Source organism: Facklamia sp. P9177, assembly GCF_050409585.1.
Lineage (GTDB): Bacteria > Bacillota > Bacilli > Lactobacillales > Aerococcaceae > Facklamia.
Genome location: NZ_JBNUPE010000008.1, coordinates 53,269 through 78,969, shown reverse-complemented (window position 1 = coordinate 78,969; position 25,701 = coordinate 53,269). Strand labels below are relative to the sequence as shown.

Annotated in this window: 20 protein-coding genes and 1 pseudogene; 4 read left to right on the top strand and 17 right to left on the bottom strand. The window is 35.6% G+C overall.

Annotation, left to right across the window (positions count from 1 at the left end; genetic code table 11):
- Window positions 1-26: 26 nt before the first annotated feature.
- The 10 genes from ACQV18_RS05650 to pepA all read right to left on the bottom strand — a co-directional run bounded on the left by ACQV18_RS05650 (window position 27) and on the right by pepA (window position 14,249).
- Window positions 27-2,042 carry a DUF2079 domain-containing protein gene (locus ACQV18_RS05650; RefSeq protein ID WP_428892684.1) on the bottom strand — a complete coding sequence of 672 codons (2,016 nt, stop codon included), beginning with the start codon at window positions 2,040-2,042 and terminating at the stop codon, window positions 27-29.
- Window positions 2,043-2,050: 8 nt separating this feature from the next.
- Entirely contained in the window at window positions 2,051-4,831 is a 2,781-nt protein-coding gene (locus ACQV18_RS05645) for a YfhO family protein (protein ID WP_428885025.1), read from the bottom strand.
- Entirely contained in the window at window positions 4,828-5,769 is a 942-nt protein-coding gene (pgfS, locus tag ACQV18_RS05640) for a glycosyltransferase PgfS (RefSeq protein ID WP_428874853.1), read from the bottom strand. Before pgfS ends, ACQV18_RS05645 begins: the two co-directional genes overlap by 4 nt.
- A complete protein-coding gene (locus ACQV18_RS05635) occupies window positions 5,766-6,167 on the bottom strand; it encodes a GtrA family protein (RefSeq protein WP_428873616.1) in 402 nt (133 codons plus the stop codon). The genes pgfS and ACQV18_RS05635 overlap by 4 nt, the downstream gene beginning before the upstream one ends.
- Window positions 6,168-6,392: 225 nt before the next feature.
- Window positions 6,393-7,547 (bottom strand): DUF819 domain-containing protein, encoded by a 1,155-nt coding sequence (locus tag ACQV18_RS05630; protein ID WP_428874854.1) that lies wholly within the window; start codon window positions 7,545-7,547, stop codon window positions 6,393-6,395.
- Between the two features lie 214 nt (window positions 7,548-7,761).
- A complete protein-coding gene (gene polA / locus ACQV18_RS05625; RefSeq protein WP_428874855.1) occupies window positions 7,762-10,437 on the bottom strand; it encodes a DNA polymerase I in 2,676 nt (891 codons plus the stop codon).
- 63 nt (window positions 10,438-10,500) lie between these two features.
- The gene (murC, locus tag ACQV18_RS05620) at window positions 10,501-11,835 is read right to left on the bottom strand and encodes a UDP-N-acetylmuramate--L-alanine ligase (RefSeq protein WP_428873613.1); all 1,335 of its coding nucleotides are present in this window, start codon (window positions 11,833-11,835) and stop codon (window positions 10,501-10,503) included.
- Window positions 11,835-12,503 (bottom strand): hypothetical protein, encoded by a 669-nt coding sequence (locus tag ACQV18_RS05615; RefSeq protein ID WP_428873612.1) that lies wholly within the window; start codon window positions 12,501-12,503, stop codon window positions 11,835-11,837. Before ACQV18_RS05615 ends, murC begins: the two co-directional genes overlap by 1 nt.
- Before the next feature lie 29 nt (window positions 12,504-12,532).
- Window positions 12,533-13,162 (bottom strand): YtpR family tRNA-binding protein, encoded by a 630-nt coding sequence (gene ytpR, locus ACQV18_RS05610; protein ID WP_428892683.1) that lies wholly within the window; start codon window positions 13,160-13,162, stop codon window positions 12,533-12,535.
- Window positions 13,163-13,175: 13 nt separating this feature from the next.
- Window positions 13,176-14,249, bottom strand: a complete 1,074-nt coding sequence (gene pepA / locus ACQV18_RS05605) for a glutamyl aminopeptidase (RefSeq protein ID WP_428876494.1) — start codon at window positions 14,247-14,249, stop codon at window positions 13,176-13,178.
- A 197-nt stretch (window positions 14,250-14,446) separates the two neighbouring features.
- Here pepA and ACQV18_RS05600 point away from each other — a divergent pair, with 197 nt between their 5' ends.
- The 3 genes from ACQV18_RS05600 to trmB all read left to right on the top strand — a co-directional run bounded on the left by ACQV18_RS05600 (window position 14,447) and on the right by trmB (window position 16,421).
- Complete coding sequence (locus ACQV18_RS05600) at window positions 14,447-14,773, top strand: hypothetical protein (RefSeq protein WP_428892682.1); 327 nt, start codon at window positions 14,447-14,449, stop codon at window positions 14,771-14,773.
- Between the two features lie 178 nt (window positions 14,774-14,951).
- Complete coding sequence (locus ACQV18_RS05595; protein WP_428876493.1) at window positions 14,952-15,731, top strand: phosphotransferase; 780 nt, start codon at window positions 14,952-14,954, stop codon at window positions 15,729-15,731.
- 12 nt (window positions 15,732-15,743) lie between these two features.
- Window positions 15,744-16,421, top strand: coding sequence for a tRNA (guanosine(46)-N7)-methyltransferase TrmB (gene trmB, locus ACQV18_RS05590; protein ID WP_428874857.1), 678 nt, complete (start codon window positions 15,744-15,746; stop codon window positions 16,419-16,421).
- A 43-nt stretch (window positions 16,422-16,464) separates the two neighbouring features.
- Here the strand turns inward: trmB and pepF are convergent, their stop codons facing one another.
- From pepF to spxA, 4 genes are all read right to left on the bottom strand, one after another.
- Entirely contained in the window at window positions 16,465-18,279 is a 1,815-nt protein-coding gene (gene pepF / locus ACQV18_RS05585; RefSeq protein ID WP_428892681.1) for an oligoendopeptidase F, read from the bottom strand.
- Window positions 18,280-18,401: 122 nt separating this feature from the next.
- The gene (locus ACQV18_RS05580) at window positions 18,402-19,517 is read right to left on the bottom strand and encodes a competence protein CoiA (protein WP_428874860.1); all 1,116 of its coding nucleotides are present in this window, start codon (window positions 19,515-19,517) and stop codon (window positions 18,402-18,404) included.
- A 58-nt stretch (window positions 19,518-19,575) separates the two neighbouring features.
- On the bottom strand, window positions 19,576-20,331 hold the full coding sequence (locus ACQV18_RS05575; protein ID WP_428873604.1) for an adaptor protein MecA: 756 nt from the start codon (window positions 20,329-20,331) through the stop codon (window positions 19,576-19,578).
- A gap of 162 nt (window positions 20,332-20,493) precedes the next feature.
- Window positions 20,494-20,892, bottom strand: a complete 399-nt coding sequence (gene spxA, locus ACQV18_RS05570; RefSeq protein WP_428873603.1) for a transcriptional regulator SpxA — start codon at window positions 20,890-20,892, stop codon at window positions 20,494-20,496.
- 333 nt (window positions 20,893-21,225) lie between these two features.
- On the opposite strand from spxA, the gene trpS reads away from it, so the two are divergent.
- Complete coding sequence (gene trpS / locus ACQV18_RS05565) at window positions 21,226-22,215, top strand: tryptophan--tRNA ligase (RefSeq protein WP_428873602.1); 990 nt, start codon at window positions 21,226-21,228, stop codon at window positions 22,213-22,215.
- 48 nt (window positions 22,216-22,263) lie between these two features.
- Here trpS and ACQV18_RS05560 read toward each other — a convergent pair whose 3' ends face one another.
- The 3 genes and pseudogenes from ACQV18_RS05560 to gcvPA all read right to left on the bottom strand — a co-directional run bounded on the left by ACQV18_RS05560 (window position 22,264) and on the right by gcvPA (window position 25,692).
- Window positions 22,264-22,722, bottom strand: a complete 459-nt coding sequence (locus ACQV18_RS05560; protein ID WP_428873601.1) for a Fur family transcriptional regulator — start codon at window positions 22,720-22,722, stop codon at window positions 22,264-22,266.
- Window positions 22,723-22,849: 127 nt separating this feature from the next.
- Window positions 22,850-24,343 (bottom strand): annotated as a pseudogene (gene gcvPB, locus ACQV18_RS05555) (aminomethyl-transferring glycine dehydrogenase subunit GcvPB).
- Window positions 24,343-25,692, bottom strand: coding sequence for an aminomethyl-transferring glycine dehydrogenase subunit GcvPA (gene gcvPA / locus ACQV18_RS05550; protein WP_428873599.1), 1,350 nt, complete (start codon window positions 25,690-25,692; stop codon window positions 24,343-24,345). The pseudogene gcvPB and the gene gcvPA overlap by 1 nt, the downstream one beginning before the upstream one ends.
- Window positions 25,693-25,701 lie beyond the last annotated feature (9 nt).

Below are 25,701 nucleotides of genomic sequence, written 5' to 3'. Positions count from 1 at the left end.
CACCTAGGATTAGGTGGTTCAAAAATTTATCTAGCTTCTAAAATAGCAACATCCCTACCTGAAAGATCACTTTCAATATAGCCTGAAGCAAGATATTTTTCAATTACTTGTTTTTCTTCTGATTGACCTTCTAAAATTGAGCGATTAAAAACAACATAATCAATAGTAAGGTCTACTTCTCGATTATTATGATAGAAAAGATCATAAAGTTCTGAATTTTTTGATAAAGGTGTCGTATATGAGGATACCGTCACAACTCTACTATTTTTTGGTATTTTAGCTAAGGTCTTTTGAATCGATTGATAAAATTCAGTGTCGTTTTGATAGGATTGATAATCATACTTTCTAGGGCCTATCATTGTTACAAAAAACGAAAGGCTTGCTAATATTGATAAGGTGATGAAAAAGCTAGATAATTGTTCAAATGAGAATTTTTTGGTTCGAAACAGATACACTTTTCTTCTTTGCCAATGTTCAATGGTTATGATAGACATAAAAAGAATAAGCGTGCTCGACCCAAAGTGATATTGTTTAAATAAGTCGACTTGATAAGGCCAGTCACTGACAAGATTGATGACCAAAAGGGGTAACAATAAAATATACGGGCGCCATGAAACTTGTAGCAAGGGTAAAAAGGCCTGGCTTGCAAAAATAATCAAGAGATACTTTAACTTTTCATAAGTAAAAATACTTGCTAATGTGAATGCGGGGTTTTTTATGGCATTAAAGACCGCATGGATTAAACCCTCTTGGTCTGTCAGCATAAAATTGGCAAAGCGACTAGTCATTGCCCCAGTGCCAAAGTGTCTTAACCAAGTAATAGCAAAGAAAAAATAAGCTATTGGTATAATAATCTGAAGCCCCAGTATTACTTTTTTTACCTTAGACGTTTGGGGCCAAAGATTTTGTAATAAAAAGAAAGCCCCGATACTTATTACATAAACAATCGCATCTTCTTTGACTGCTAATAATAATAGGGTTGCTACCGCCATCTTCCAGCTCGATTGACTGAGGTCGGCATAAATTAACCATAAAACTAATGGTGCTAAAAAACAATTTTCATGATAGTCATAGAATTGACCGCTAGTCAATGATGGCATCCATAAATAGAGCAAAAGAAAGACAATTCGATACTTCACACTCCACTTTAACTGATTAAGTATTAAATATAAAGGTATGACTCCTGACATTACAATGAGAACTTGAAGCGCTTGAATAGTCAAAGGACTCGGTAATAGCCAATAAACAGGCAGAATTAAATAATGAATAGGAGAGAGATGCACTGCAAAATGTGACAACTTTTCTCCTCTTTCTAAAGTTGTAATAGGCCCCATCCCATTCGCCATACTCTCAAACATCTGCGAAAAAATGCCCATATCATAAGTCGGTGAAGCATAGACTAAAACTCTAGCAATTACCCATAAGCCAACTGTTGATGCATACAATATAATGGACAGAAAGAATATTGCCCATAAACTCCCTAACCTCATTCTTAAATTTAATCGTTCCAGAAGACTTCCACGAGTTAAGAAGTAAGCTAAAATAGCACTTAAAATAAATAAGATTAATAATTTTTTATCCATTGATGAACTATTTGTTACAAATGTTTCTTCATTCAAAAAAACAGCCAGATAAATGAAGCGTATCGCTAAGATAAAAGCTCCTCCCAATACAATGAATTGTTTCTTAAGTCTATTGAAAAAGAGATAGCAATAGTAGGTCATTAAAAGAAAAAACACACCCAAGACGATTACTAAGGATGAGTTTTGCCATGTAAAGAATAGACAAAATATTACTAAGACAATAGTAAAAAATTCTCCTCTTAAATCTTCTCTTGAAAAATGAAAATCGCCCGCTAATAAAAGTGAAAAAACTAAAACAAGCATACTTAAAAAAGAAAATATGGACACTTGATTATCCAGAATGACCAAAACATTGAGTTCAGGACACATCATAATGTTTAAAATCGCCGTTATTAGATAAGCTGATAGAAAGTGAAAGCCAAGTGACCAAGAAATAATTAAAGATTTTTTCTGACTCATCTTGAAATTTACTCCTCTACTTTAATGTCATTCGTTGGATCTTTTGTAATTTTGAACCTTTCAACCTGCTGGTCAGTAGGAGACTTTTTGGCTGAGCGACCAATTTGTCGTTTATTTAACGACTCACCATTTAGATGAAACATTAAGAACTTGCCGTACTTTTGCTCTAGAAGAGCCCAAGCAATTAAACTTAAGGCAGACAAACTAGTAATGCCTGCTCCCAATAAAAGGCCTCTCGGCTGAAAGATCATTTCAAGTTGATGTTCGCCAGCTTCTACTTGAAAGGCCAAAAGAGAATCCCATATTTTTTCGTCTTCTACAAGTTCTCCATCAACCTTCACTTGCCATCCTTGGTCGTACGGAATAGAAGTAAACACCCAAGGGCTATCTTTAATTGTAATCGAACCTCTCACATAGTTGGAGCCCCACTCTTCTATTTGTATGGCCTCTGACTGCCGGTCTTCGATTATTTGGTTAACCTTATTTTGATCCATTTGGTAAATCTTCAGATCTGTCAAATTGAATTGTCGGTCAGCCTTAATAATGATCTCCAACTCTTGTTCTTGACCTTTGGCTTGATGGGCAATATTAAAGACTTGATTGGCTCCGAATTTAGAGCGATAATCGTAATTCTGTCCATTTAATAAAATGTCGACTTCTCCCTTATAGGTTGATAAACTGCGCGGAATATCGACAAAGTAGGAATCATCAGTAGTTGGCGTAAAAATCAACTTCATTGAACCATCCAGTGTATTATCTTCACGAGAAAAGATTTGACCTCCTGATTGTGTCGCTCCATGAATTAAGTTGGTTAAAGTCACCTCGGTCTCAACCAGTTTGAAAATTTCTGTATCATCTGATAGGAGAGCTTGAGCAATCGCATTTTGGTTAGCGATCGGTCGGTTTTCAATTAAATTCAATTGAGCCAACTGATTACTTACTCCAAAAGCAATCGGCAATGTTTTAGGAGTTTGGAAAATGGTAAATCGATCGGTTTCATCTACCTTATTCGCCTCATTAGTAATATCTAGGCGTGTCACATCCGTTGGAAAAATATAAGTCTGATCAATAACAGCTTGATCATCACTTGAAAAGGGTTCATTATTTACAAAATACTTCACTCCGAATAGAGCATCAGTTAAAGGAGTACCATAATAATAAATAGATGCATCAATCGCTGAATTCCCTAGTTCTTCGAACAAATCTCGTGTAGAGCCTTCTAAACTAGAGGTGAAGGTTGTCATTCCAGGATAACTAAAAGTCATCGGATCATTTTTAGACCGATAGAATGTTTTAGAGATACGGTAAAAATCGCTTTTGTCTGGACGAATTTTATCAATAGATTCGTCAATGACATCCAGTGCATTTTCAAATTTAAAAGCATTGTTATGATTTAGTCTTCCCTGGGAAAGATAGGCATTGGCACTTAACTCTCCAAAACTTAATAATAAAACTAGCAGCCATTTAAAGTGAGGCTGTTTTACTAAATAAAGAACCAACCACATTAGCCCAAAAATAAAGGCGGAAGCTTGTCTTTGTTCAGGAGTCAGGAAAGAATATTCCTTGACCATCACTACAGACTGAATTAAGAGGGCAATAGCTATTCCAATGAAAACTTCCTGGCTTTCAATCACTTTATCCTTGAGTCCTTGATAAGCTAATAAGATAAGGAAAAAGACTAGAATCCAAGAAAAACGATAGAAAAAGCCTGCTGGATTTTGTCCCATATGCCAAATCTTGCTAGTGAATTCATGGGTCATAGAAAAGAAGAAGATAGTTAAAACAGTAGCGCTCGCCCATTTATGACTAGTTTTAATTGTTTTCGATAGGAAATAACTGATTACCCCCACCATAGCTAAGGACCCAACATATATGTTGGGTAAGTTCGGTCCCGCAGACCATGACTCATTATCAAAAGCCCCTATCATTAACTTAGCAAAGATATCTAATGGATTTATTTGTAATTCCCAATCAAAAGATAGAGTCGATTCCAAAGCAGCTTTTGAAAAGAGTAAGTTATAAATGTTAGGCACTAATAATAGAGCTGACAGTCCAATTCCTATTAGAGAAAACATACCTAAGCGAACAACATTTTGTCCTAAAAATTTAAAATAATGGTCTTTATGTACTTGGTAATATTGAACAAACAAATAATAAAAACTATAGAATAAAATAAACAAGCAAATCATATAGCCCATATAATATTGAATGATCATAGTCGAAGCCAAAAGAAAAATGTAGGTGTAAGGCTTTTTACCATCCAGTACATTTTCTAGCGCTACAAGTAGCAGAGGCATTAGCCATAATGCATCCATAAAAATAGGTGTCATTTGATAAGACACAGCGAAACCATTCAAGGCATAGGTGGTAGCCAAAATCAAAGTCAAATAAGGTCTTTTTTGGCCACCATGGCGTTTAATAAGATAATATGCCATGGATAAGCCCATAGCCCCATACCGCAACCATACCGATAAGAATATAGCATAGGTTATCCATTTCATGGGTAAAATTAAATAAAATATATTGAAAGGACTCATTAAGTAATAAGCCCAAGCCCCAATCATATTTCCTCCAATTGATTTGGTAAAAGAATAAAACAAAGCGCCAAAATCACCTGAATAAAAAGAATTTCGCATAAATATATATAAATCAATAAATTGCTGATTAAAGTCAATAGCTAAGAAAGACTTTTCTCCAAAAGGAAAGAAATCATTAATAAACCACCCTACTAGCATTAAAGCCAAAGGAGCCAAGCCGCTCATTCCATAAATCCATGTTTTTTTCTTCATTCCTGGTCCCCCTTCTTAATATTGCTTTCTTCAATAATATAATGAGGCCTTCCCTTTACCTCATAGAATATTTTACCAATATATTCACCTAAAACCCCAATGGAGACTAATTGAACGCCTCCAAAAAATACAATTGTAAAAATAGTGGTGAAGTAACCTGATACTGCTTGACTCGGATCACTAAAGTAGTTAAAAAGTAACCATATAATATAGAGTCCGGCAATTGCAATACAAGTTAAACCTAAGCCAAAAATCATTCTTAAGGGATGATTAGAAAAGGATAGGATTCCATCTAAAGCGTAGTTTAAAGACTTTTTGAATGACCATTTTGTTTGTCCTGCTTGTCGTAATTCATTTTCATATTCAATGACCGTTTCCTTAAAACCTATCCAAGAAAATAATCCTTTAGAAAAACGATTATACTCTCTTAATGAGGTAATAGCATTAATGGCTGGCCGTGATAACAGACGAAAATCCGAAACACCATCCGTCAATTCGACATCCATCATGGTGTTGGCAACTTTATAAAAGATTTTTGCAAAAAAACTGGTTGTTTTTCGTTCGCCATCTCGACTTCGCTTGGCATTCACCACATCATAGCCTTCTTGATATTTAGCAATCATTTCTTTAATTAAATATGGCGGATTTTGTAAATCTCCATCCATAATAATAACTGCTTCGCCACTGGCATGATCAAAGCCCGCTAACATTCCAGCCTCCTTACCAAAATTGCGACTAAATGAAAGGTATTTAACTCGCTCATCTTGTTCAGCAATTTTTCGCATCAATTCTAAGGTGTGATCGGAGGAGCCATCATTCACATAAAGTAATTCAAATTCGAACTCAACCATTGTTTTCAATTCTTTACTTAAAACTTGGTGAGTCTTTTCGATCATTTCTTCTTCATTATAAAAGGGAATCAAAATTGTTATTTTCAATGTAGGTCTGCCTCCCCTTCAAAATAAATTTTACGTGTCACGAAATTAAAAATCATCACAACAATACCGATCAGCACCTTAGAAATCATTACATCCCACTTGAGCCAATCTACAAAGATTACCAAGCCGATTAGGGTGATTAGCAATCCGATAACACTTAAAATGAAAAAAGCCAGGAATTCTTTATGTCGTTCTCCTGCTTCAAACTTACTTTTAAAAACAAATTTCATAGACAGGTAATAGTTATAAAAGGTAGCTACTACAAAAGCAATGGTTGCGGCAATATGGTGATTAACACCAAATTGATAATTAAGCAAATAGAGGATCCCCATATCTAATAGGGTCGCTGTCCCTCCAACAAAAACAAAACGAGTGATTTGCTTCATTAATTTTATCATAATTTCCGTCCTTTTCTTTTATGTACACCAATTATTATATACTAAGAGGGGGGGACTTTCATCCTAGCTTAGAAGCTTCAAGCTATTTTAAAGATTTTGTCTTAATAAGGACACAAAAAAGACGATTGAATTTCTGATATGCCCCCTGTCAAGTAGACAGATAAAATATCATTCAAACAATCGTCTATTGTTGTCACATCTTAAAAGATACAGTTTTTAAAGATTTTAAGCTAAAAATGCTAAAAGATTTGAAATTAGTATTCCAATAAATGTTCCCGTACTTACACCTATTAAGGCCATTAATACAGCAATAGGCACTAAAGATTGAGAATAAGCCGCTGCTAAAACTGGTGCAGATGCTACTCCACCTATATTAGCTAATGAAGCCACCCCACATGTGAATAAATCCAACTTAAAAAGCTTAGCTATAATTAACATTAATATGCCGTGAACTAACAAAATAACAAAACCAGTTAAAATATAAGCTGGGGCTTGGGTTAATTCGGCAAAATTTGAAGTAGCTGCAATTAAACCAATTAATAAATATAACAAAACATTAGATAGCTGTGGGGCACCCGGAATCTTACCTAAAGGTGTCATAGCGCACGCTAAACCAATAAAAGTAACGATAATGATTGTCCAGCCTGTTTCAAAGTTACCAGGTAAGTAGCCAGCTATCGTTTGTGCTAGGGCAGTAAAACTAAAGGCTAAACCTAATAACAGTAGAATATGATGATGCTCAATGGCTGTGCTAATTTTATCAAATTTAATAGTTAAATTTTCATTCACTTTATCTATGACAGAGGTGTCAGCCTTGGTCCATTTATTAAACTTTTTAGCAAAAGGTACCATAGCTAACAAGAACATTATCCACATTGAATAATCAATCGAATCAATCAAAAGAGTGTATCCCATACTTTCACTATTAAGATTTAATGATTCCATAACAGCAGACATATTTTGGACGCCACCTACCCAACTACCTGCTAAGGCACCAAGCGTGAGCGGAGCATCCGGCGAAAGAATGCCTTTGAATAGAGTGAAAGCGATTACAAAACCTATTGTAATCGTGATTGTTGCTGAGAAAAATGATAGGATCATTTTCCAGCCTAACTTGGCAATATCTCTTAAATCAGCTCTTAGAAGCATTAGAAAGATCATAGCTGGAAGAATAGCATCCTTAATCGCTCCCCTTGCACCCAAGACTTCCTCCCCTTGCCAAAAACCAAAGGTTGAAAATAACATCGTTCCAAAATAAACTATTATCAGTGCTGGTACATAAGTAAAGAACTTCGAATCCTTATACTTGCTTTCAAGCCAAACCATTACACCTATGAAAAGTAACATGAAGGCGATAAAGTGAAATCCATTCGTAATCATAAAAAACCTCCTTTTATTTTACCACTGTTTGATAACGCTTTCAAAGTGGCTAGTTTTATTTTATATTAATTTTAAAAGTGCGTCAATGAAAAGTTTAAGTTTCTCAATATAACAAAAATTAGTAAACTTTTACATATGATAAATCAAAAACTCACAAGTTAAATTCTTAAGAATTTTCAAGTTCTAAGACATTTTGTTGTGAGTTTATTTCTATTTATTTAAGCTCTAACCAAGAATCTCCATAATGATAGTCTACTTTTAGTGGAACACTCAAATCAGCAGCCTCCTCCATCACTTGTGGAACTATTTTTTCTAAGATCGACATTTCTTCTTCTGGTCCTTCAAGGATCAATTCGTCATGTATCTGTAAAATCATGCGTGATTGAAGGTCTTCCTCTTTCAAGCGCTGATCTAAATTAACCATGGCAACTTTAATAATATCAGCCGCACTTCCTTGAATTGGCGAGTTCATAGCAGTTCGTTCTGCAAAGGAACGAACATTAAAATTGGTAGCGTGAATATCCGGTAAATAACGCCGGCGATTGAAGAGTGTTTTTACATAGCCTCTTTCTTTAGCTTCTTCCACAATCGTTTCCATAAATGTTTTGATGCCCGGAAACATTTCAAAGTAACGATCAATAAAAGCCTTGGCTTTTTTACGGGTAATGTTTAAATTTTGTGATAAACCATAATCAGAAATTCCATATACTATTCCAAAGTTAACTGCCTTGGCTTGGCGACGGTGGTCTGCATCTACTGCCTGATCATCTTCTAGGTTAAAGACTCTTCTAGCCGTAGCAGAGTGGATATCTTCATTATTTCTAAACGCTTCTTGCATGTGTTGATCTTGCGAAATATGAGCTAAAACGCGTAATTCAATTTGTGAATAATCCGCCCCAAATAACTTCCAGCCCTTCTTGCTTGGTACAAAAGCTTGACGCACTAGCCGTCCTTCTTCGATTCGGATTGGTATGTTTTGTAAGTTAGGATCAGTGGATGAAAGACGTCCTGTTTGAGTTAAAGTTTGGACAAAGCGTGTGTGAATCTTACCATCTTCTTTAATATAGGGTGGAAGCCCTGCTAAATAGGTCGACTGTAATTTTGCAATCTGTCGATAGGCTAAAATAGCTGGGACAATGGGATGCTTGTCTTTCAACTTTTCCAAAACATCAGCTGCTGTAGAATACCCGGTTTTTGTTTTCTTGATAATAGGCAAGCCTAAATCTTCAAAAAGAACAATACCCAATTGTTTAGGAGAATTCACATTGAAAGTTGAGCCAGCCATGTTATGAATTTCTTCTTCCATTTTTTGCATACGAATTAGAACTTGCTCATTTTTTTCATCTAGAGTTGAACGATCAACCTTTATGCCACCGATTTCAATCTTGGCTAAGGTTTGAGCCAAAGGTAACTCTATTTCATGATAGAGGTCTGTCATCTCTAGTTCTTCTAAACGATTTTCTAATGGTTGTTGAACTGCTTTTAGAGTTTGTAATTTATTGGCTAAATGTTGGTAAAACTGATCCTTATTTTCAGGTAAAGCTCTTTTTGCTCCCTTACCATAGATCGTTTCATCGTATTGCACTGTCACTGGCAGATTTAAAAGATTAGCCACATCCGCAAGTTCTTGGTTGTTTTTTGTATCAATTAAATAAGTGGCAATCAAAACATCCATCATTATGCCATTAATTTGTGTATCGTAACGGGAAGCTATGACCGCTTCACGTTTATAATCAAAAAAGATTTTTTGCTTGTCTTCGTTAGTTAACCACTCTTTAAAAACTTGACTGCTAAAAGCTAAGTCTTCAGGAAGGATGTACAATTGATTCTGTTTAAAGTCTAACCAAGCGACCGCTTTAATAGGGGCAAAGTGATAATTGTCCTGTAAGATTTCACTGTAATACACTGCTTGATCAGGTAAGATAGTGGGTTCAATCCGGTCTGCTGAATCGATTACTTGGATGGAAATTTCAGGTAAATCTTCTGCTGCTTGATTAATCGTACTCGACTCCCCTTGCTCAACTTGCAAGTCTTTCAAGAAGGATTGAAAGTCCATTTGACGATAGAACTCAGCTAAAGCTTGATAATCTGGTTGGTGCAAAAGAGTCTCCTCAATTGTCAATTCTATCGGTGCATCATGAAGAATACGAGCTAAATCTTTACTCATCCTTGCATTAGCTTCATCATTAATAATGTTTTCTTTCATTTTAGAAGCTTTTAACTCATCTAAGCGATCATACATGGCTTCTACTGAACCAAACTGATGAAGTAATTTAAGTGCTGTCTTCTCACCCACTCTAGTAATACCTGGGTAATTATCAGACGAATCCCCCATAAGACCTTTCATGTCAATAATTTGTAAAGGCTCAATCCCCCATTTTTCTTGGATTGATTGAGGGGTGTATGCTTCTAGGTCAGAAACACCTTTACGCGTAATATACACAGTTGTTTTATCACTGGCTAATTGAGTTAAATCTTTATCTCCAGATAGGACAATAACTTGATCTTCTTGGTTTGCTTGATAAGCAAGAGTTCCTATAATATCATCCGCTTCATAATTACTTAAAGAATAATGTTTAATCCCATAGGCTTCTAACAGCACACGAAAATATGGCATCTGCTCTTTGAATTCAGTAGGTGTCTTTTGGCGTCCACTTTTATAGTCTTGATATTTTTCTGTCCGAAAAGTGCCACCACTCTTATCAAATGCCACTAAAACATGGGTTGGCTTAAATTGACTCAAGACATTATCTAACATTCTCTTAAAAGTGAAAAGAGCATTAGTATGAAGACCTGATCGATTTTTAAAACGTTCAATATCAAGGATTGAAAAGAAAGAACGAAAGGCTAAACTCGATCCATCAATTAAAAGTATGGTACGTTTTGACATTATGTCACTCCTTTATTTATGCAAAAAGCCAACGAATTCGCTGGCTTTAAGAATCAAATTACATTATAAATTTTTTACATGAAGACTCGCATAGGCTGTTTCAAATTGACGAGCTAAATGGTCGATATCTCCCGCTCCCATGAATAAAAGGACTTCATCTTTGTAATCCATAAGCGGTGAAAGATGATCTTTCGAAATAATTTCAACTTTTTCATTAATCATTCTAGCTAAATCTTCAATTTTGACATCACCTGATTGTTCTCTAGCTGAAGTAAAAATATCAACTAAATGAACATGATCTGCAATTGATAAAGCTTCAGCAAATTCATTAAGCAAAGCTACGGTACGACTGAAAGTATGGGGTTGAAAGATTGCTACTACCCGTCGATTAGGATATTTTTGTTGAGCCGCATCAATTGTTGCTTTTATCTCACTTGGATGGTGGGCATAGTCATCAATAATAATTAAATCTTCAACTTGTCTTACTGAAAAACGACGCTTCACCCCCTGAAAGCTTGCCATTTGTTCAGCAATGTCTTTAGCCTTAAATCCTTCTAAATAGAGTAAGGTAATAACCGCTAAGGCATTTAAAATATTATGCTCGCCATAAGCAGGAAGGTGAAAGTGTCCAAATTTTTCTCCTTTAATATATACGTCAAAATCAGAGCCTTTTGGCGTACGTTGAATATTATCAGTATAAAACTCTTGGTTATCATTGAGGCCATAGCGATAGACAGGAACATTTGATTGCAATTTAGATAAAAATGGGTCATCCCCCCAAGCGATAATTCCTTTTTTTGCTTGGTGGCTAAAGTCATTAAAGGCTGAAAAGACATCTTCAATGGATTGATAATAGTCTGGATGGTCGAAATCAATATTGGTGATAATCGCATAATCAGGTTGATAGGCCATGAAATGACGGCGATATTCACAAGCCTCTAAGGCAAAGTAGGTAGATTCTTCATCGCCAAAACCCGTACCATCACCAATGAGATAAGAAAGAGGAGCTAGTTTTTTTAAAGTATGGGCCAGCAAACCAGTCGTAGAAGTCTTACCGTGTGAACCTGTGACAGCAATTGAAGTGTATTGTTTTAATAAGTCACCAATAAAGGTATGGTAGCGATAAATAGGTAGACCTAATTCTCTCGCTTTCACTAACTCAGGGTGTTCATCATTAAATGCATTGCCTGCTATAATCGTTTGCCTCGCTTGGATATTATCGGCTGAAAATTCTAGAATTTTGATGGATTGATTTTCTAATTCTTGTTGTGTAAAGAAATAAGTAGCTACATCACTACCTTGTACATGGTATCCTTCACCATGTAAAACCAAAGCAAGGGCAGACATACCAGAGCCTTTTATTCCCACAAAGTGATAAACAGTATTTTTATCTAACATTATTCATTATCCTCCTTAGTAAACAAGAGAAAGGATTGCTTGTCTTTCACTAAACGTTTGAGTATCTGACGGTCAACTTTTTTCATAGTCCAACACTCTTGATGCCCTTCTTGCATCCGTTGAACTGCTTTCAAGGAATGATCAATATTGGCTAAACGTTCTTCTATTACTTGATTGCCTTGTTTAGTTTTTTCTCTTTCGCTTGTAGACAATGAGTTATTATAATCCTTTTGCAATTTGTTTTCCATATTATTCCTACGATAATCTTTATTATGCAAGAAAGGAATATCATAAGCATAAGAAAACTTTGTCTCATTTGGCTCATTTTCAAACTGTTCATCTAAAGTTTTCTTGCTTTGCATGGCTTGACTAGCTTTTTCAAGTCGGTAATGCTTTGCTTCCCGTCCATAAGCTGTTTGATAAGAGGATGATAGTGGTTTGTCTGAAAAGCTTTCTAATATTCCTGAACCGGATTCAAACCACCGATCAGAAGGTCTATCTGACATTCTATTAGATTCTATCTTCTTTTGAACCTTTTTAAAAGCGGGCTCTTCTAAAGCGTGTTCAGAACTACGATGACTCCCCATACCAAGATGAAATTTTCTTTTCTTGTTTCCAGCTAAGTGATGACCTTTTTTGAAAGCTGGACCTTTATATTCAGAAGTCATAGCGATCTCCTTTGTGATTTTTCTCTAAATTAATAGCTTTGAATTACTTCTGCTAAACTTGTTCCTACTTCAAAATGATTCGGCAATACCCAGATGCCTGGATCATTTTGAATATCTTCTAAACCAAGCTCTCGGGTAGAACAAATCATACCTCTAGAAGGAACGCCTCGTAATTCACCAGGCCATATAATTGCGCCCGAAGGCATCACCGCACCTGATTTGGCCACTAAAACTTTTTGACCCTGCGCAATATTAGCTGCTCCACAAACAATTTGTAAGACTTCATCTTCGCTCACTCGTGTTTGAGTAATATTTAAATGGTCAGAATCTTCGTGAGCTTGACATTCTTCAACGAATCCAACCACAAATTTTTCTTCTCGATCGATTTCGACCTCTAAATCAAAGCCTGCCTCTTTAATGAGGTTTTTAACCAGCGTTTCTTGTTCTTTATTTAATTTAACAAGACCTTGACCCTCCACTTTAAAATGCTTAGATAAACGATGAATATTAATACCCATCACTTGATCATTTGTCCGATCTCTAATTATGGTAACATCCCCTTTGCGTTCGTAGCTAAGATGATCTTCATCCGTTATTCCATTAGTTAAAAGAAGCACATCGCCAATTCCTTCTTTATTATAAAATGCTAAACTTTTCATTTAATTGCTCCTTTTATGATTTAATAATCGTTTCATAAGTCGTGCGATCAAAATTACGTACTAAATGCAAGAGCATTGCTTTGGCTGCTTCATAATCTGAGATAGTAAATAAAGTTTGATGGCCGTGAATATAACGTGCTGGAACTCCAATCACTGCACTAGGAACACCCTTATTCATAGTATGAGCAGCTCCAGCATCAGTACCACCTTTAGAGAAGAAACATTGGTAGGGAATATTATGGGTGTTTGCAGTATCTTCAATATACTCGCGCAAGCCCTTGTGAGTAATCATACCAGGATCTTGGATTCTCAGTAAGAACCCTCCACCTAATTGCCCTTCACTTTGAGTCGCTTTTTCAATATCATTTGCTGGTGAACAGTCCACCGCTACAAAAAGATCCGGTTGGAATTCATGAACGCCCCCTCTAATACCTCTTAAACCAACTTCTTCTTGAACACTTGCTCCAATAATTAATTCATTATTGAGTTCTTCATTTTGAATTTCACGAAGCGTTTCTAATACAACTGTACATCCATAACGGTTATCCCATGCTTTAGACAGAATTGATTTACCGTTTGCTGTCTTAATAGTTTCCACTTGGGGTACAATTGGATCGCCTAATCTCACTCCAAATTCTTCTGCTTCTTCCTTAGAAGTAAATCCTGCATCAAAAAGAATAGAATCAGCCTTAAGCTGTGATTTAGCGCCTTTTTCTCTTAAGAGATGAGGAGGAACTGCTCCAGATACAACCGGATAATCGCCTTTTTTAGTTTGCAACGTAAAGCGTTGGGCTGAAATCACATAAGGGTTCCATCCACCAATTGGGACTACTCTGAAAAGGCCTCGATCGGTAATTTCACGAACCATAAAGCCCACTTCATCCATATGCGCTGCCACCATTAAACGAGGTGCTCCCTCTTTCTTACTATGTTTGATACCAAAGATATTTCCTAAACTAGACTGATGTATTTCATCAACAAGCGGAGACATTTCTTGATGCATGAAGTCTCTAACACGTTTTTCGTGACCTGAGATTCCTTGTAATTCAGTTAACTTTTTTATTAAGGCAAAAGTTTGATCGTTCATAAAATTTGTGGCTAAGCCACACCCTCCTCATCTTTATTTGACTTATTATTCTCCTTTTATTCTGTCACAAAAATACTTTAAAAGCAATTGGCGTACAAGTTTGAAAAGTATTCTTTAAATAAAATTTATGGTATGATCAAGATAAGTTTCAAAAGCGATAAGAAATTAGATTACTTATCACAAATAGGAGGAAAGATATGTCTCAAAACAAAAATTACAGCTTACTAGGAACAATTGTGTTGATATCTGGAATTGTTATTGGTGCTGCAGGTACGCTATTATATAAGGAAAATCGCCCCTTAAACGCTGGTAAGGTATTAGAAAGTATTCGTGAAGCCTTCGCGCTTGAAGGAGAAATCACAGGTTCTTGGATCGATTATGACCCTATTGAATATACTACCTACAATTCCCGTCCATTGGTATACACAGGAGGCATCTCACGTAAGGAAAATAACCAGATCGTTCACTACCACTTTGTTGCAGATATCTATACTGGAGAAATTTTAAATACCTTCGAAGCTTAACTTACATACATTTTCTAAGCACTTTAAGGTGCTTTTTCTTATGTTCAAATTTTACTAATCCATTTATACTTTTAAAATAATCTATATATTATTATTTATAATCAAAAATAAAAGCTGTTGACCTAAAAGATTAGCATGTTAGAATAAAGAGTATCACTTTAATGAAAGGAGCGAGGTTATGTACCATGATAGTGAAGAATGGCAAATAACCCCATTGAGCGGAAACACTGGTCAAGCTTATATGGGCGTCAGTAAAGACGAAAAAGTCTTTTTTAAACGTAACACCTCGCCCTTTATCGCTGCTTTAGCTGCTGAAGGTATTACCCCTAAACTAAAATGGACTCAAAGAACTTATACGGGAGACATATTAACTGCTCAAGAATGGGAGGAGGGTCAATTATTAAATAAACAGGATATGGCTAACCAAGAAGTCATTGGTTTGATCCGCTCTATCCACCAAAACGATTCTCTTTTGAATCTACTCAAACGCGCAAAAGCTCAGGAATCGTCTCCTCTAGATTTAATAAAGGATTATTATCAAGGTCTACCCCATTCATTAAAGTTTCACAGCTATTTCAATCATATTATCCAGCAGATGGAGCACATGATTGATCGAGATTTTTTAGAGATAGACTACTGCATCTGTCACGGAGATCTTAATCATAATAACTTTTTGTTAACAAATGACCAACATTTATACTTAGTCGATTGGGATAATGTTAAAATTGCTGATCCACTATTTGATATCTGCTATCTACTTTGTCATTATTTTTCACCTACAGAATGGATGCAATGGTTTAATCTCTATGAATTTCCTATTACTGACTCCTTTCAAAAACGGGTAAAATGGTACAGTCTCCTAGCTTGCCTTAATCTGATTAAAGAATATTATGCAGAAGATCGTCATTATCAAGTCAATGAAACTGTTGTTTTGCTAAAAAACATCTATGAAAATTAAAAAGGAGAGACTATGAGATTACGTCATAAACCATGGGCCGCTGATAAATTAAAGGCCTATCCAAAATATGTTACTCAAAATCCCCAAGACTTTAAGGGGGAATGGCAAAAGCGTTTTGCTAAAAATCAACCCATTCATATTGAAGTTGGATCAGGTAAAGGACAATTTATAGTTGAAATGGCTAAAGCCCATCCTAACATCAACTATATTGCCATCGAATTACAAACTTCAGTAGCTGTTTCTATTCTGGATTTACAACTAAATACCCAACTAGAAAATTTACAAATTATTAATGCCCACGGTGGCGATTTGAACCATTTCTTTAGTGATGGAGAAGTCAACCGTGTATATCTTAACTTTTCTGATCCTTGGCCCAAGGCTCGTCATACTAAACGACGTTTAACTTCCCCTAAATTTTTAAGCCAATACCAAACAATTTTAAAACTTGATGGGGATATTCATTTCAAGACAGATAATATGAGTCTCTTTCAGTATTCTTTAGCTTCTATGAGTCAATATGGTTTCGTTTTTCGTCAAGTATGGTTAGATCTTCATCATAGCGATTTTCAAGGAAACATACAAACTGAATACGAGGAAAAATTCTCAGCCAAAGGTCACCCAATCTATCGCTTAGAGGCCTATTTCCCACAAAAAAATAATAGCTTGCTAAACACACAACCCCCTCAATAGGTATTCGTCTATTGAGGGGGGTATTTATTTAAAACTTTTCTGATTATGAACGGTGTTCTTTCAAGATTGACTCAAACTCATCGAGCCTTTCTTCAAAAACATCAAGCGTCGCTAAAATATAATTTGCTTGAGTCATATCTAAGCCAGCGTCTTTCATAGTATCTACAGCATATTTAGAAGACCCTGACTTTAAGAAACCTTTGTAATTCTCTAAAGCTTCTTTATCTCCTTGATAGATTTTAGCTGCAAAGTAAGTTGCTGCCGAGAATCCTGTGGCATATTGAAAAACATAATAATTATAGTAGAAGTGAGGAATACGTGACCACTCTAGCACAATCTCAGAATCCGAATTAACTGCCTCCCCGTAGTATTTAGCATTTAACTCACGATAATTTTCTGAAAGAAACTCCTGTGTTAAAGGTGTGCCTTCAGCATCTGCAGTATGCATAAAGTGTTCAAATTCAGCAAACTGTGTTTGTCGGAAGACGGTACCTTTAGCTCCGTCTAAGAAATGATTTAAGATGAATAGACGAATTTCGGGATCTTCATATTTGTCTAATAAGTAATAAGTTAATAAGTTTTCATTAGTAGTCGACGCAATTTCTGCTAAGAAAATAGAATAACCAGAATAGATATGCTCTTGGTTATTGCGACTTAAGTATGAGTGTGCAGAATGCCCTAGCTCATGAATTAAGGTATAAAGGTGATTAATTGAGTCTTGCCAGTTCATTAAAATATATGGCTTAGAATCATAGGTTCCTGAAGAATAAGCTCCTGATCGTTTACCGATATTTTCATAAAGGTCAATCCAACGGTCAGCAAAAGCTTCCTTCATTATTGCCACATAGTCTTCACCCATTGGTTTTACAGCTTCCAAAATAATCGACTGCGCCTCTTCATAAGTCACTTTAATTGGAGCTTCACCTAATAAAGGTGTATACATATCGTACATTTCTAAATCTTCAACACCTAGTAAGTCTTTACGAAGTGCTACATAACGATGTAAAAGATTTAAACGTGAATGAACAGCCTCTAACAATGTATCATACACTGACTCTGGCACATTGTTTTGGAAAAGAGCAGCTTGTCGAGCAGAGTCAAAGTGACGTACTTTTGCTTGATAATTATGAGCTTTCATTTGACTAGAAATTAAGCTAGCATATGTATTTTTAAATTGGTCGAAAATACTATAATATTTTTGGAAAGTTTCTTTTCTAACGCGACGGTCAGAAGATTCAAGCATCTTTCCATAAACCGAGTGCGTTAACTCTACTTCATGGCCTTCTTCATCCTTGATAGTAGGAAACCTCAAATCGGCATCAGTCAATAAGCCAAATGTTTTGCTTGGTGTGGCAAAAATTTCACCCGCTTTAGCCAACAAAAGCTCTTCTGCATGGCTTAAAGTGTGTGGGCGAAAACGTACTGCATTATCTAGAAACTGACGGTATTTTTTTAATGACTCATTGGTCTTAATAAATTCCTGTAGTTTCTCCTCATCAATCGCTAAAAGCTCAGGATCAAAGAAAGCTGTAGCTCCATCAAATTCAGTAATTAATTGCAATGTACGCGCTTGTAAGCTTTGTGAAGCAGAAACGGTTTGATCTTGATCACTGATTAAGTGACTATAAACATATAAGTTTTCAACGATTCTCTCAGTTTCTTTCATCGTTTCAATCGCTTTAACAAGCTGATCTGCACTTCGACCTAGCGTGCCCTCTAAGTCCTTCAAATCACCAATCATTTGTTGAGCCTTTGCAAAATCCGATTCAAAAGCTTCTTGGTCTTTATACATGGATGACAAATCCCAGGTATATTTTTCTTCTATCTCAGAACGCTTACGTGCTTTATGTGTAGACATAACATTACTCCCTTTTCTTATGATAATCTTAGTTTATCATAATTAGATCCTAAATGGGAACGGTATCATTAATTAATTAGATGATTTAAAAAAATTTTTTCTGACTCTCTAACAAATCGTTTTTACTCCATTAATCTTTTTAGAACATAATAAAGAATATATAAAGTTTCTTCTAATATAGTTTTAGATTGGCCCATTAAAGGAAAGTGAAACATACTAAAGTGGTTGTTATCTAAATGTTCATTCATCCTCGAGGAAAAGGAAGAAAAGTTTAACCCCTCTCCTTCAGGGTTGATTTTCAAATTTCTATTCAGCCATAACATTGATTCAAAGGCCCAAATCCAAATCAGCCAGCCAGGCTCTTTCATCGCTTGCACCTGCCAATTATTAAAAACCCATCTGGGTATTTCTTCCAAGTTAATTTGATAGTTGTAGAGCTGGTTTAAGAAAACACGATAAGAAAGATTGGATTTTATTGATTGAATAATAAAAGAATAGTCAATTAGAGAAATACTCCTAGACTCGCTTCTTTTCAAATAAATATTTTTTACATCGCTCTTTGCTTTTAAGCTTCCATTAAGTGCCAATAGCCAATTTTCTTTATAAGAATAGCTTGTAAGCTTAATATCTAAATTATTTAAACTATAAACTAAAGGTATATGGTGATAACATTTTAATTCGTACTGATTTAAATCTAAAGTCCAAACGTGATAACCAAGTTTCTTTGAATATGCGATACAACGTCGAACCCATGTACTTAAGCCCCGTTGTTTAAAATAATAATCATCAATTAACCATTGAACTTGAAAACCGAGTGCTTGATAATTTTTTTGTCTTTTATCCATATCAATTGATGAAATGACTGATTTTTGATACTCAACTATCCAAGCGCAGGAGCTATCTTCGACCATAAGATCAGCAATCTGATTTATTTTTTCAAAAATAACCTCTTGCGCACATTCATAGCCAAAGTTTCGGAAATTATCTCGTAATAAATTTTTGGCCTGCTTATGTTCTTTACTTTCTCCTCTGTGAGTCTCTTTTAAACCAAATTTTAAATAAGTACCCTCATTTTTAATATCTAATGAACAAGCTTTTAAATGTCGGAAGTAAGAACGCCCTTTTTCTTTATTAATTAAAACTACTTTAGTTAAGCAGTACGGACAAACATAAATCTGATCCTTTTTTGCTTCTTTTGCATAGATTAACTCACCAAATTGATTTATTGCCGCGTACATTAATAACCCCCCTTTAATCTGAAATACAGATCTAAAGGGGGTTAGGTGTTTAATTGATTTAAAATTGATTTCCAAAGAAGAAGAGTGCATCTTCTTTTCTTAATAACTCACCGTGTTCTGCTAGAACAGATGCAGTGACCATTGATATTTCTCCAAACTCGAAGAGAGTCAATAACTTAGTTGCAAGTTTATCTTTACTTACTGTTCGTTCTAAATCATAGAGAATCAAGAAATAATGCGAATTCATATAATATAGATCTGAAACTAGCAATTCGCTTGGTATTTCACGAGCTAGTCTTAAAAAATTATCCAATGAACTAAAACGAATGACTCCTTCAATAGGTTGCTCTTGTGATAAGTCTTCATCTTTTGACTCAGACTTAGGATTAAATAAATTCATCATCGACTCAATCGCCGTCTTCTTAGTTTTCTTATTAGTAGAGGAGCTTACTTGTTGATTCGATTCAGCGGTTGAATCGGTCATATTTTCACTAGAGGATTCCTTCAGGGACATTTCTTTGCGTTCTTTAAGACGCTTCGTTAGTTCATCTTCCCAAACCTCATCAAGTTCCTCAACATTGGCACGGCTAATATACAATTCTAAGCCTTCGCTGTTAGGAATCACTTGGAATGTCACAGCTTCTGAATCGTGAAAATGATGGTCAATATCCACTTCTTCTAAAATTGAGTAAAAGAATTTTTCAATCCGTGATTGGTCCCCTATTAGGTCTAAAAAGTCGATACCCCGTTCTTCTAGATCCTCAGATCCAATTAGAACTTTAATTAGGTTATCATTTATATGCTCCATTTCCATAGCAATTCACCTCCACCTTCTTATCCATTATACTACTTACAAACAGACATACCAAGCATTATGTCATGTTCCGTAATTTTAGCAAAAATACATTGTCTATGCAAGCTTATCCAATGCAATTCTATTTATTCAAAAAAAGAGCCCGAAGGCTCAAATTTTTGTTTATTCATTTACCAAAGCACGAGCGTGACGCAATGCGCGAGCTCTTACTTCTCGAGGCAAGAAACGTCTGATTTCATCCTCGTTGTAACCAATCTGAATGCGTTTATCATCTAAAATAATTGGTCGACGCAACAAACCTGGTTGATTTTGAACTAACTCAAAAAAATCATTTAAAGGTAATTCGCTGATTTCTACATCTAATTCTGAATAGGCTTTTGACCGAGTTGAAACGATATCCTCTGTCCCTTCCTCTGTCATACGCAAAATACCTTTTATTTCGTTTATCGTTAAAGGTTCAGTGAAAATATTGCGCTCTTCGAATGCAATATTATTTTCTTCTAGCCATGAACGGGCTTTTCTACATGACGTGCAACTTGGAGTTACATATAATGTTACCATTAAAAGATCATCCTCTCTTGTGAACATTCTTCTCTCTTAAAGACACGTACATATTCAATTATTGAACTTAAGATTTTATCATTTAACAATCAAATCTATTCGATACAATAAGTGAGTTTCACAAAGTATTTAGTACTACATATAGAATTATAGCAACAAAAATGCTTTAAAGCAAACTATAATCAATGATTAGTGTGTGACATTTATTAGAATTGCTGATGAAAAACTGCCAGTTTGTGAAAACACTCACTCTTTTTTCATAAAAGCTAGCATTTAATTTTAGATAGGTTATAATTATTAATGTAAATATAAGCCATTAGAAAGAGGAAGATCATGAAAGAGACCATTTTTTCCGGTGTACAACCATCCTCCATACCTACTCTTGGAAACTATATTGGAGCCATGAAATCATTTGTTGATTTACAAGATAAATATCAAGCAACCTATTGTATTGTGAATCAACATGCCATCACAGTCCCACAGGACCCTGAAATATTGGTAAGACAAACTAAGCAACTAGCTGCCCTTTATTTAGCGATTGGTATCGATCCGAACAAATCCACAGTATTCGTACAATCAGAAGTACCTGCTCACTCTCAAATTGCTTGGCTCATTACCTGTCAGATTGGCGTAGGTGAGCTAGAACGAATGACACAATATAAAGACAAGTCTGCTAAACAAGAATCAGTTGGTGCTGGCTTACTTTGTTACCCGGCATTAATGGTTGGTGATATAGTTCTTTATGATGCCAAATATGTTCCAGTAGGTGATGACCAGCGTCAGCATATTGAATTAACAAGAAATTTTGTAGACCGTTTTAACAACCGCTACGGAGAAGACATATTAGTTAAACCAGAACCTATTTATCCAAATGCTGGTAAGCGAGTTATGAGTCTGCAAGACCCAAGTCGAAAAATGTCCAAATCAGATGAAAATGAAAAAAGTAAAATCTCAATGTTGGATGAACCGCGTCAAATCATTAAGAAAATTAAATCAGCTGTTACTGATTCAATTGGAGTCGTTAATTATGACACGGCTAACCAAGCTGGTTTATCCAACTTAATTGAAATTTACGCAAGCTTAAGTGAACAGCCAATTAAAAAGATCGTTAATCAATATCATGACTTAGGTTATGGTCGCTTTAAATCAGACTTAGCTGATTTAGTCGTATCTGTCTTAGAGCCTATTCAAAAGCGTTATAATCATCTAATCGCAGGCGATGAACTTTATGATATTCTTTCTATAGGTGCAACTAAAGCTAATGAAACAGCTTCTCAGACATTGGCTCGTATGGAGAAAGTAATGGGTATACGATATAGATAGTACATAGCAAAAAAACTGCCAACTTATTCAACAAGTTAGCAGTTTTCTTTAATTGTTTTGTGCTTCTTTCTCATAACACTCTTGACAAAACCCATAAAAGGATACTTCCATCGCTCTTACCTTAAATTTATCTAACTCTTTTATTTCGGTGTATATATCATTAAATTGATTTAAAAAAACATCTTCAATTTTTCCACAAGCTTCGCAAATTGTATGTCCGTGGGGGTGCACATTAATGTCATAGTGTTTTGTTTTTTCATCAATGTTTAACTCTTGTAAAATGCCTGCATTCACAAAAGCACGAACATTATTATAAACTGTTGCTAAACTCATTTGTGGATAGTCTTGTTGAACTTGCTGGTAAATCTCTTCAACACTTGGATGCTTGACTTTTGTCAAGATTGTTTTTAAGATGGCTCGTCTTTGAGGAGTTATACGAACTTTACCCTTCTTCATTTTTTCTAAAAGTTGATTAATATCGGATTCAATAGCCTTTTCTGTTTGCATGGACAAACCACCTTCTAATATGTTTATATAGAAATGAATGATAATAAATTGAAGCTGTTACAATTTAACATTTTAAATTATATCCATCAAAAAATCAACTGACCGAGATCAGTTGATTTTGATTTTTTTATTCTACTTCAGCAGATTCTGATTCATGTTTCTCAAAAGTATATTTTAGAACTGGCTTACGAGAAGCTCCTGCTTCATCCAAACGTCTTACGGGTGTATTATGTGGAGCTGTTTGAACAATTTCAGGATTATTAATAGCCTCTTGATTAATCTTAATTAAGATATCTGCTACATAATCTAAGTCTTGCTTAGATTATGTTTCAGTCGGCTCAACCATTAAACATTCATTAACATGCAATGGGAAGTAAGTTGTTGGAGCATGAATACCAAAGTCTAAAAGTCGCTTACCAACATCTTTAGCTGTTACTCCATAATCTTTCTTGTGACGACTTAAGTCCAATACAAAGTCGTTTTTGTTGAAGTTAGGGAATGGTGCATCAAAGTATTCATTAACACGTACTCGTAAATAGTTAGCATTAAGAACAGCATCTTCAGAAGCACGACGTAATCCTTCAGCTCCCATTGAGCGAATGTATGTATAAGCACGAACGTTTACACCAAAGTTTCCAAAGTTTCCTTTGATACGACCATAAGATTTCTCAGGTGTTTCAAGCTCATATTTGTCGCCATTTTTTACCACATTGGGTCCAGGAATAAATGGTGCTAATTTATCCACAACGCCAATTGGTCCTGATCCTGGTCCTCCACCACCATGAGGTCCAGTAAAGGTCTTATGTAAGTTCAAGTGACAAGCGTCAAAGCCCATTGCACCTGGAGAAGTTAATCCCATAATAGCATTTAAGTTTGCACCATCATAATAAGCAAGTCCACCCGCTTCGTGAACAATATCTACAATTTCCTTAGCATCTTTTTCAAACAAACCAGCTGTTGATGGGTTTGTAATCATAATACCGGCAATATTTGGCCCTACAGCAGCACGCACTGCCTCGACATCAATAATCCCTTCTGGAGTGGAAGGAAGCTCAACCGTTTCGAAACCAGCTACCATAGCTGTGGCTGGGTTTGTTCCGTGAGCAGAGTCAGGAATTAGTATTACTCGACGTTGCTCCAATTCTCCAATGGATTCAAAATAAGCTTTAAAAGCTAATATTGCTGCTAACTCACCTTGAGCACCTGCAGCTGGTTGTAAAGTTAATGCTGGAAATTGAGTGATTTCCTTCAAATATTCTTGTAATTCATACATTAATTGTAGTGCACCTTGAATAGTGTCTGGATCTTGTAAAGGATGAATATTCGCAAAGCCATCCATAGCAGCTACATCTTCGTTAATCTTTGGATTATACTTCATTGTACATGATCCTAATGGATAAGGACCTGATTCAACACCAAAGTTACGGTTTGAAAGTGCTGTATAGTGACGTACAATTTGTAGTTCAGAAGCTTCTGGTAAACGCGCAGGTTCTTGACGTGCATATTCTCCTAATTCTGATAATAAGTCATACTCTTCTACTTCAGAAACTGGCAAATCATAAGCTGTGTGCCCTTCTTGCGAAATTTCAAAAATCAATTTATCATAATCTTGTAAGATCATTATTTTGCCACCTCCACTAAAGCAGTTACAAATTTATCCATTTCTTCTTTGGTACGCTTTTCAGTTACACAAAGTAGATAGGCATTATCAACACCAATTGCTTTTGAAGCATCAAAGCCACCAACAAATCCTTTTTCAAATAATTCTTTATTGACTTGACGTACATCTTTATTTAGTTTGATAACAAACTCGTTGAAAAACGGTCTAGTGTTAAGAACTTCAAAACCTGCTGCTTTTAGTTCTTTCGCAAGATAATGTGTATTATTGATATTAGCCTGTGCTAATTCTTGAATACCAACCTTACCGTATGCTGACATAGCAATAGATGATGCTAAAGCGAATAAAGCTTGGTTTGAAGAGTAGTTAGAGGTTGCCTTTTCACGACGGATATGTTGCTCGCGTGTAGAAAGGGTCATAACGAATCCACGTCTACCTTCTTCATCTACTGTTTCCCCGACAATACGCGAAGGAATCTTACGCATTAACTTGTCATTAACGGCAAAGTAACCACAGTGAGGGCCACCTAAAGACATTGGTATACCGAAAGGCTGAACATCTCCAACAGTAATATCTGCTCCAAAAGCACCTGGTTTTTCTAGTTTTCCAAGAGCTAATGGATTAGCAGAAACAATTAACAATGTTTTTGTTCCTTCTAAAGCTGACTTAATTGCTTTTAAATCCTCAACCGATCCAAAGAAGTTTGGATATTGAACAATAACTGCCGCTACTTCAGCATCTAATTTAGCTTTTAAATCTTCAAGACTTGTGACTTCATTTTCAAGTGCTATTTCTTCAACAGCGTAATCTTTACCGAAACCGTAAGTTTTTACAGTTTCAATTGCTTGTGGGTTTAACCCTTTAGAAACTAATACTTTTTTAGACTTCTTAACATGGTTAAACGCAAGGTTTGCTGCTTCGGAAACTGCGTTATATCCATCATACATACCACAGTTTGCCAAATCCATACCTGTCAGTTCAGCAATCATTGTTTGCCATTCAAATAATGCTTGCAATTCTCCTTGAGATACTTCTGGTTGGTAGGGAACATAAGCAGTTAAGAACTCTTGACGCATAATAATATGATTAACAATCGAAGGTACATGGTGGTCATACGTTCCAGCACCTAAGAAAAAAGGCATTTGACTGGACGAAGTGTTTAGAGCCGACATTCTAGTCAGTTCTTTAACAATTTCCAATTCAGAAAGTGGTTCAGGTAAGTTCATTTTGCCTGTACGGCGTACATTTTCTGGCAAGTCAGAGAAGATATCCATAATATCTTTAACGCCAATTGTTTCTAGCATTGCTTGGCGGTCTTGGTCTGTGTTAGGTAAATATCTAAATTTTGCCATGATCTGCTC

Bases quoted from the DNA above. Each gene is read 5' to 3' on its own strand.
- trmB (WP_428874857.1), top strand. From the start codon at position 15,744: ATGAGATTACGTCATAAACCATGGGCCGCTGATAAATTAAAGGCCTAT.
- pepA (WP_428876494.1), bottom strand. From the start codon at position 14,249: ATGAACGATCAAACTTTTGCCTTAATAAAAAAGTTAACTGAATTACAA.
- ACQV18_RS05600 (WP_428892682.1), top strand. From the start codon at position 14,447: ATGTCTCAAAACAAAAATTACAGCTTACTAGGAACAATTGTGTTGATA.
- ACQV18_RS05635 (WP_428873616.1), bottom strand. From the start codon at position 6,167: ATGATAAAATTAATGAAGCAAATCACTCGTTTTGTTTTTGTTGGAGGG.
- ACQV18_RS05575 (WP_428873604.1), bottom strand. From the start codon at position 20,331: ATGGAAATGGAGCATATAAATGATAACCTAATTAAAGTTCTAATTGGA.
- ACQV18_RS05595 (WP_428876493.1), top strand. From the start codon at position 14,952: ATGTACCATGATAGTGAAGAATGGCAAATAACCCCATTGAGCGGAAAC.
- spxA (WP_428873603.1), bottom strand. From the start codon at position 20,892: ATGGTAACATTATATGTAACTCCAAGTTGCACGTCATGTAGAAAAGCC.
- ACQV18_RS05580 (WP_428874860.1), bottom strand. From the start codon at position 19,517: ATGTACGCGGCAATAAATCAATTTGGTGAGTTAATCTATGCAAAAGAA.
- ACQV18_RS05615 (WP_428873612.1), bottom strand. From the start codon at position 12,503: ATGACTTCTGAATATAAAGGTCCAGCTTTCAAAAAAGGTCATCACTTA.
- ACQV18_RS05645 (WP_428885025.1), bottom strand. From the start codon at position 4,831: ATGAAGAAAAAAACATGGATTTATGGAATGAGCGGCTTGGCTCCTTTG.
- ACQV18_RS05630 (WP_428874854.1), bottom strand. From the start codon at position 7,547: ATGATTACGAATGGATTTCACTTTATCGCCTTCATGTTACTTTTCATA.
- pepF (WP_428892681.1), bottom strand. From the start codon at position 18,279: ATGTCTACACATAAAGCACGTAAGCGTTCTGAGATAGAAGAAAAATAT.
- trpS (WP_428873602.1), top strand. From the start codon at position 21,226: ATGAAAGAGACCATTTTTTCCGGTGTACAACCATCCTCCATACCTACT.
- gcvPA (WP_428873599.1), bottom strand. From the start codon at position 25,692: ATGGCAAAATTTAGATATTTACCTAACACAGACCAAGACCGCCAAGCA.
- ACQV18_RS05650 (WP_428892684.1), bottom strand. From the start codon at position 2,042: ATGAGTCAGAAAAAATCTTTAATTATTTCTTGGTCACTTGGCTTTCAC.
- murC (WP_428873613.1), bottom strand. From the start codon at position 11,835: ATGTTAGATAAAAATACTGTTTATCACTTTGTGGGAATAAAAGGCTCT.
- ACQV18_RS05560 (WP_428873601.1), bottom strand. From the start codon at position 22,722: ATGCAAACAGAAAAGGCTATTGAATCCGATATTAATCAACTTTTAGAA.
- ytpR (WP_428892683.1), bottom strand. From the start codon at position 13,162: ATGAAAAGTTTAGCATTTTATAATAAAGAAGGAATTGGCGATGTGCTT.
- polA (WP_428874855.1), bottom strand. From the start codon at position 10,437: ATGTCAAAACGTACCATACTTTTAATTGATGGATCGAGTTTAGCCTTT.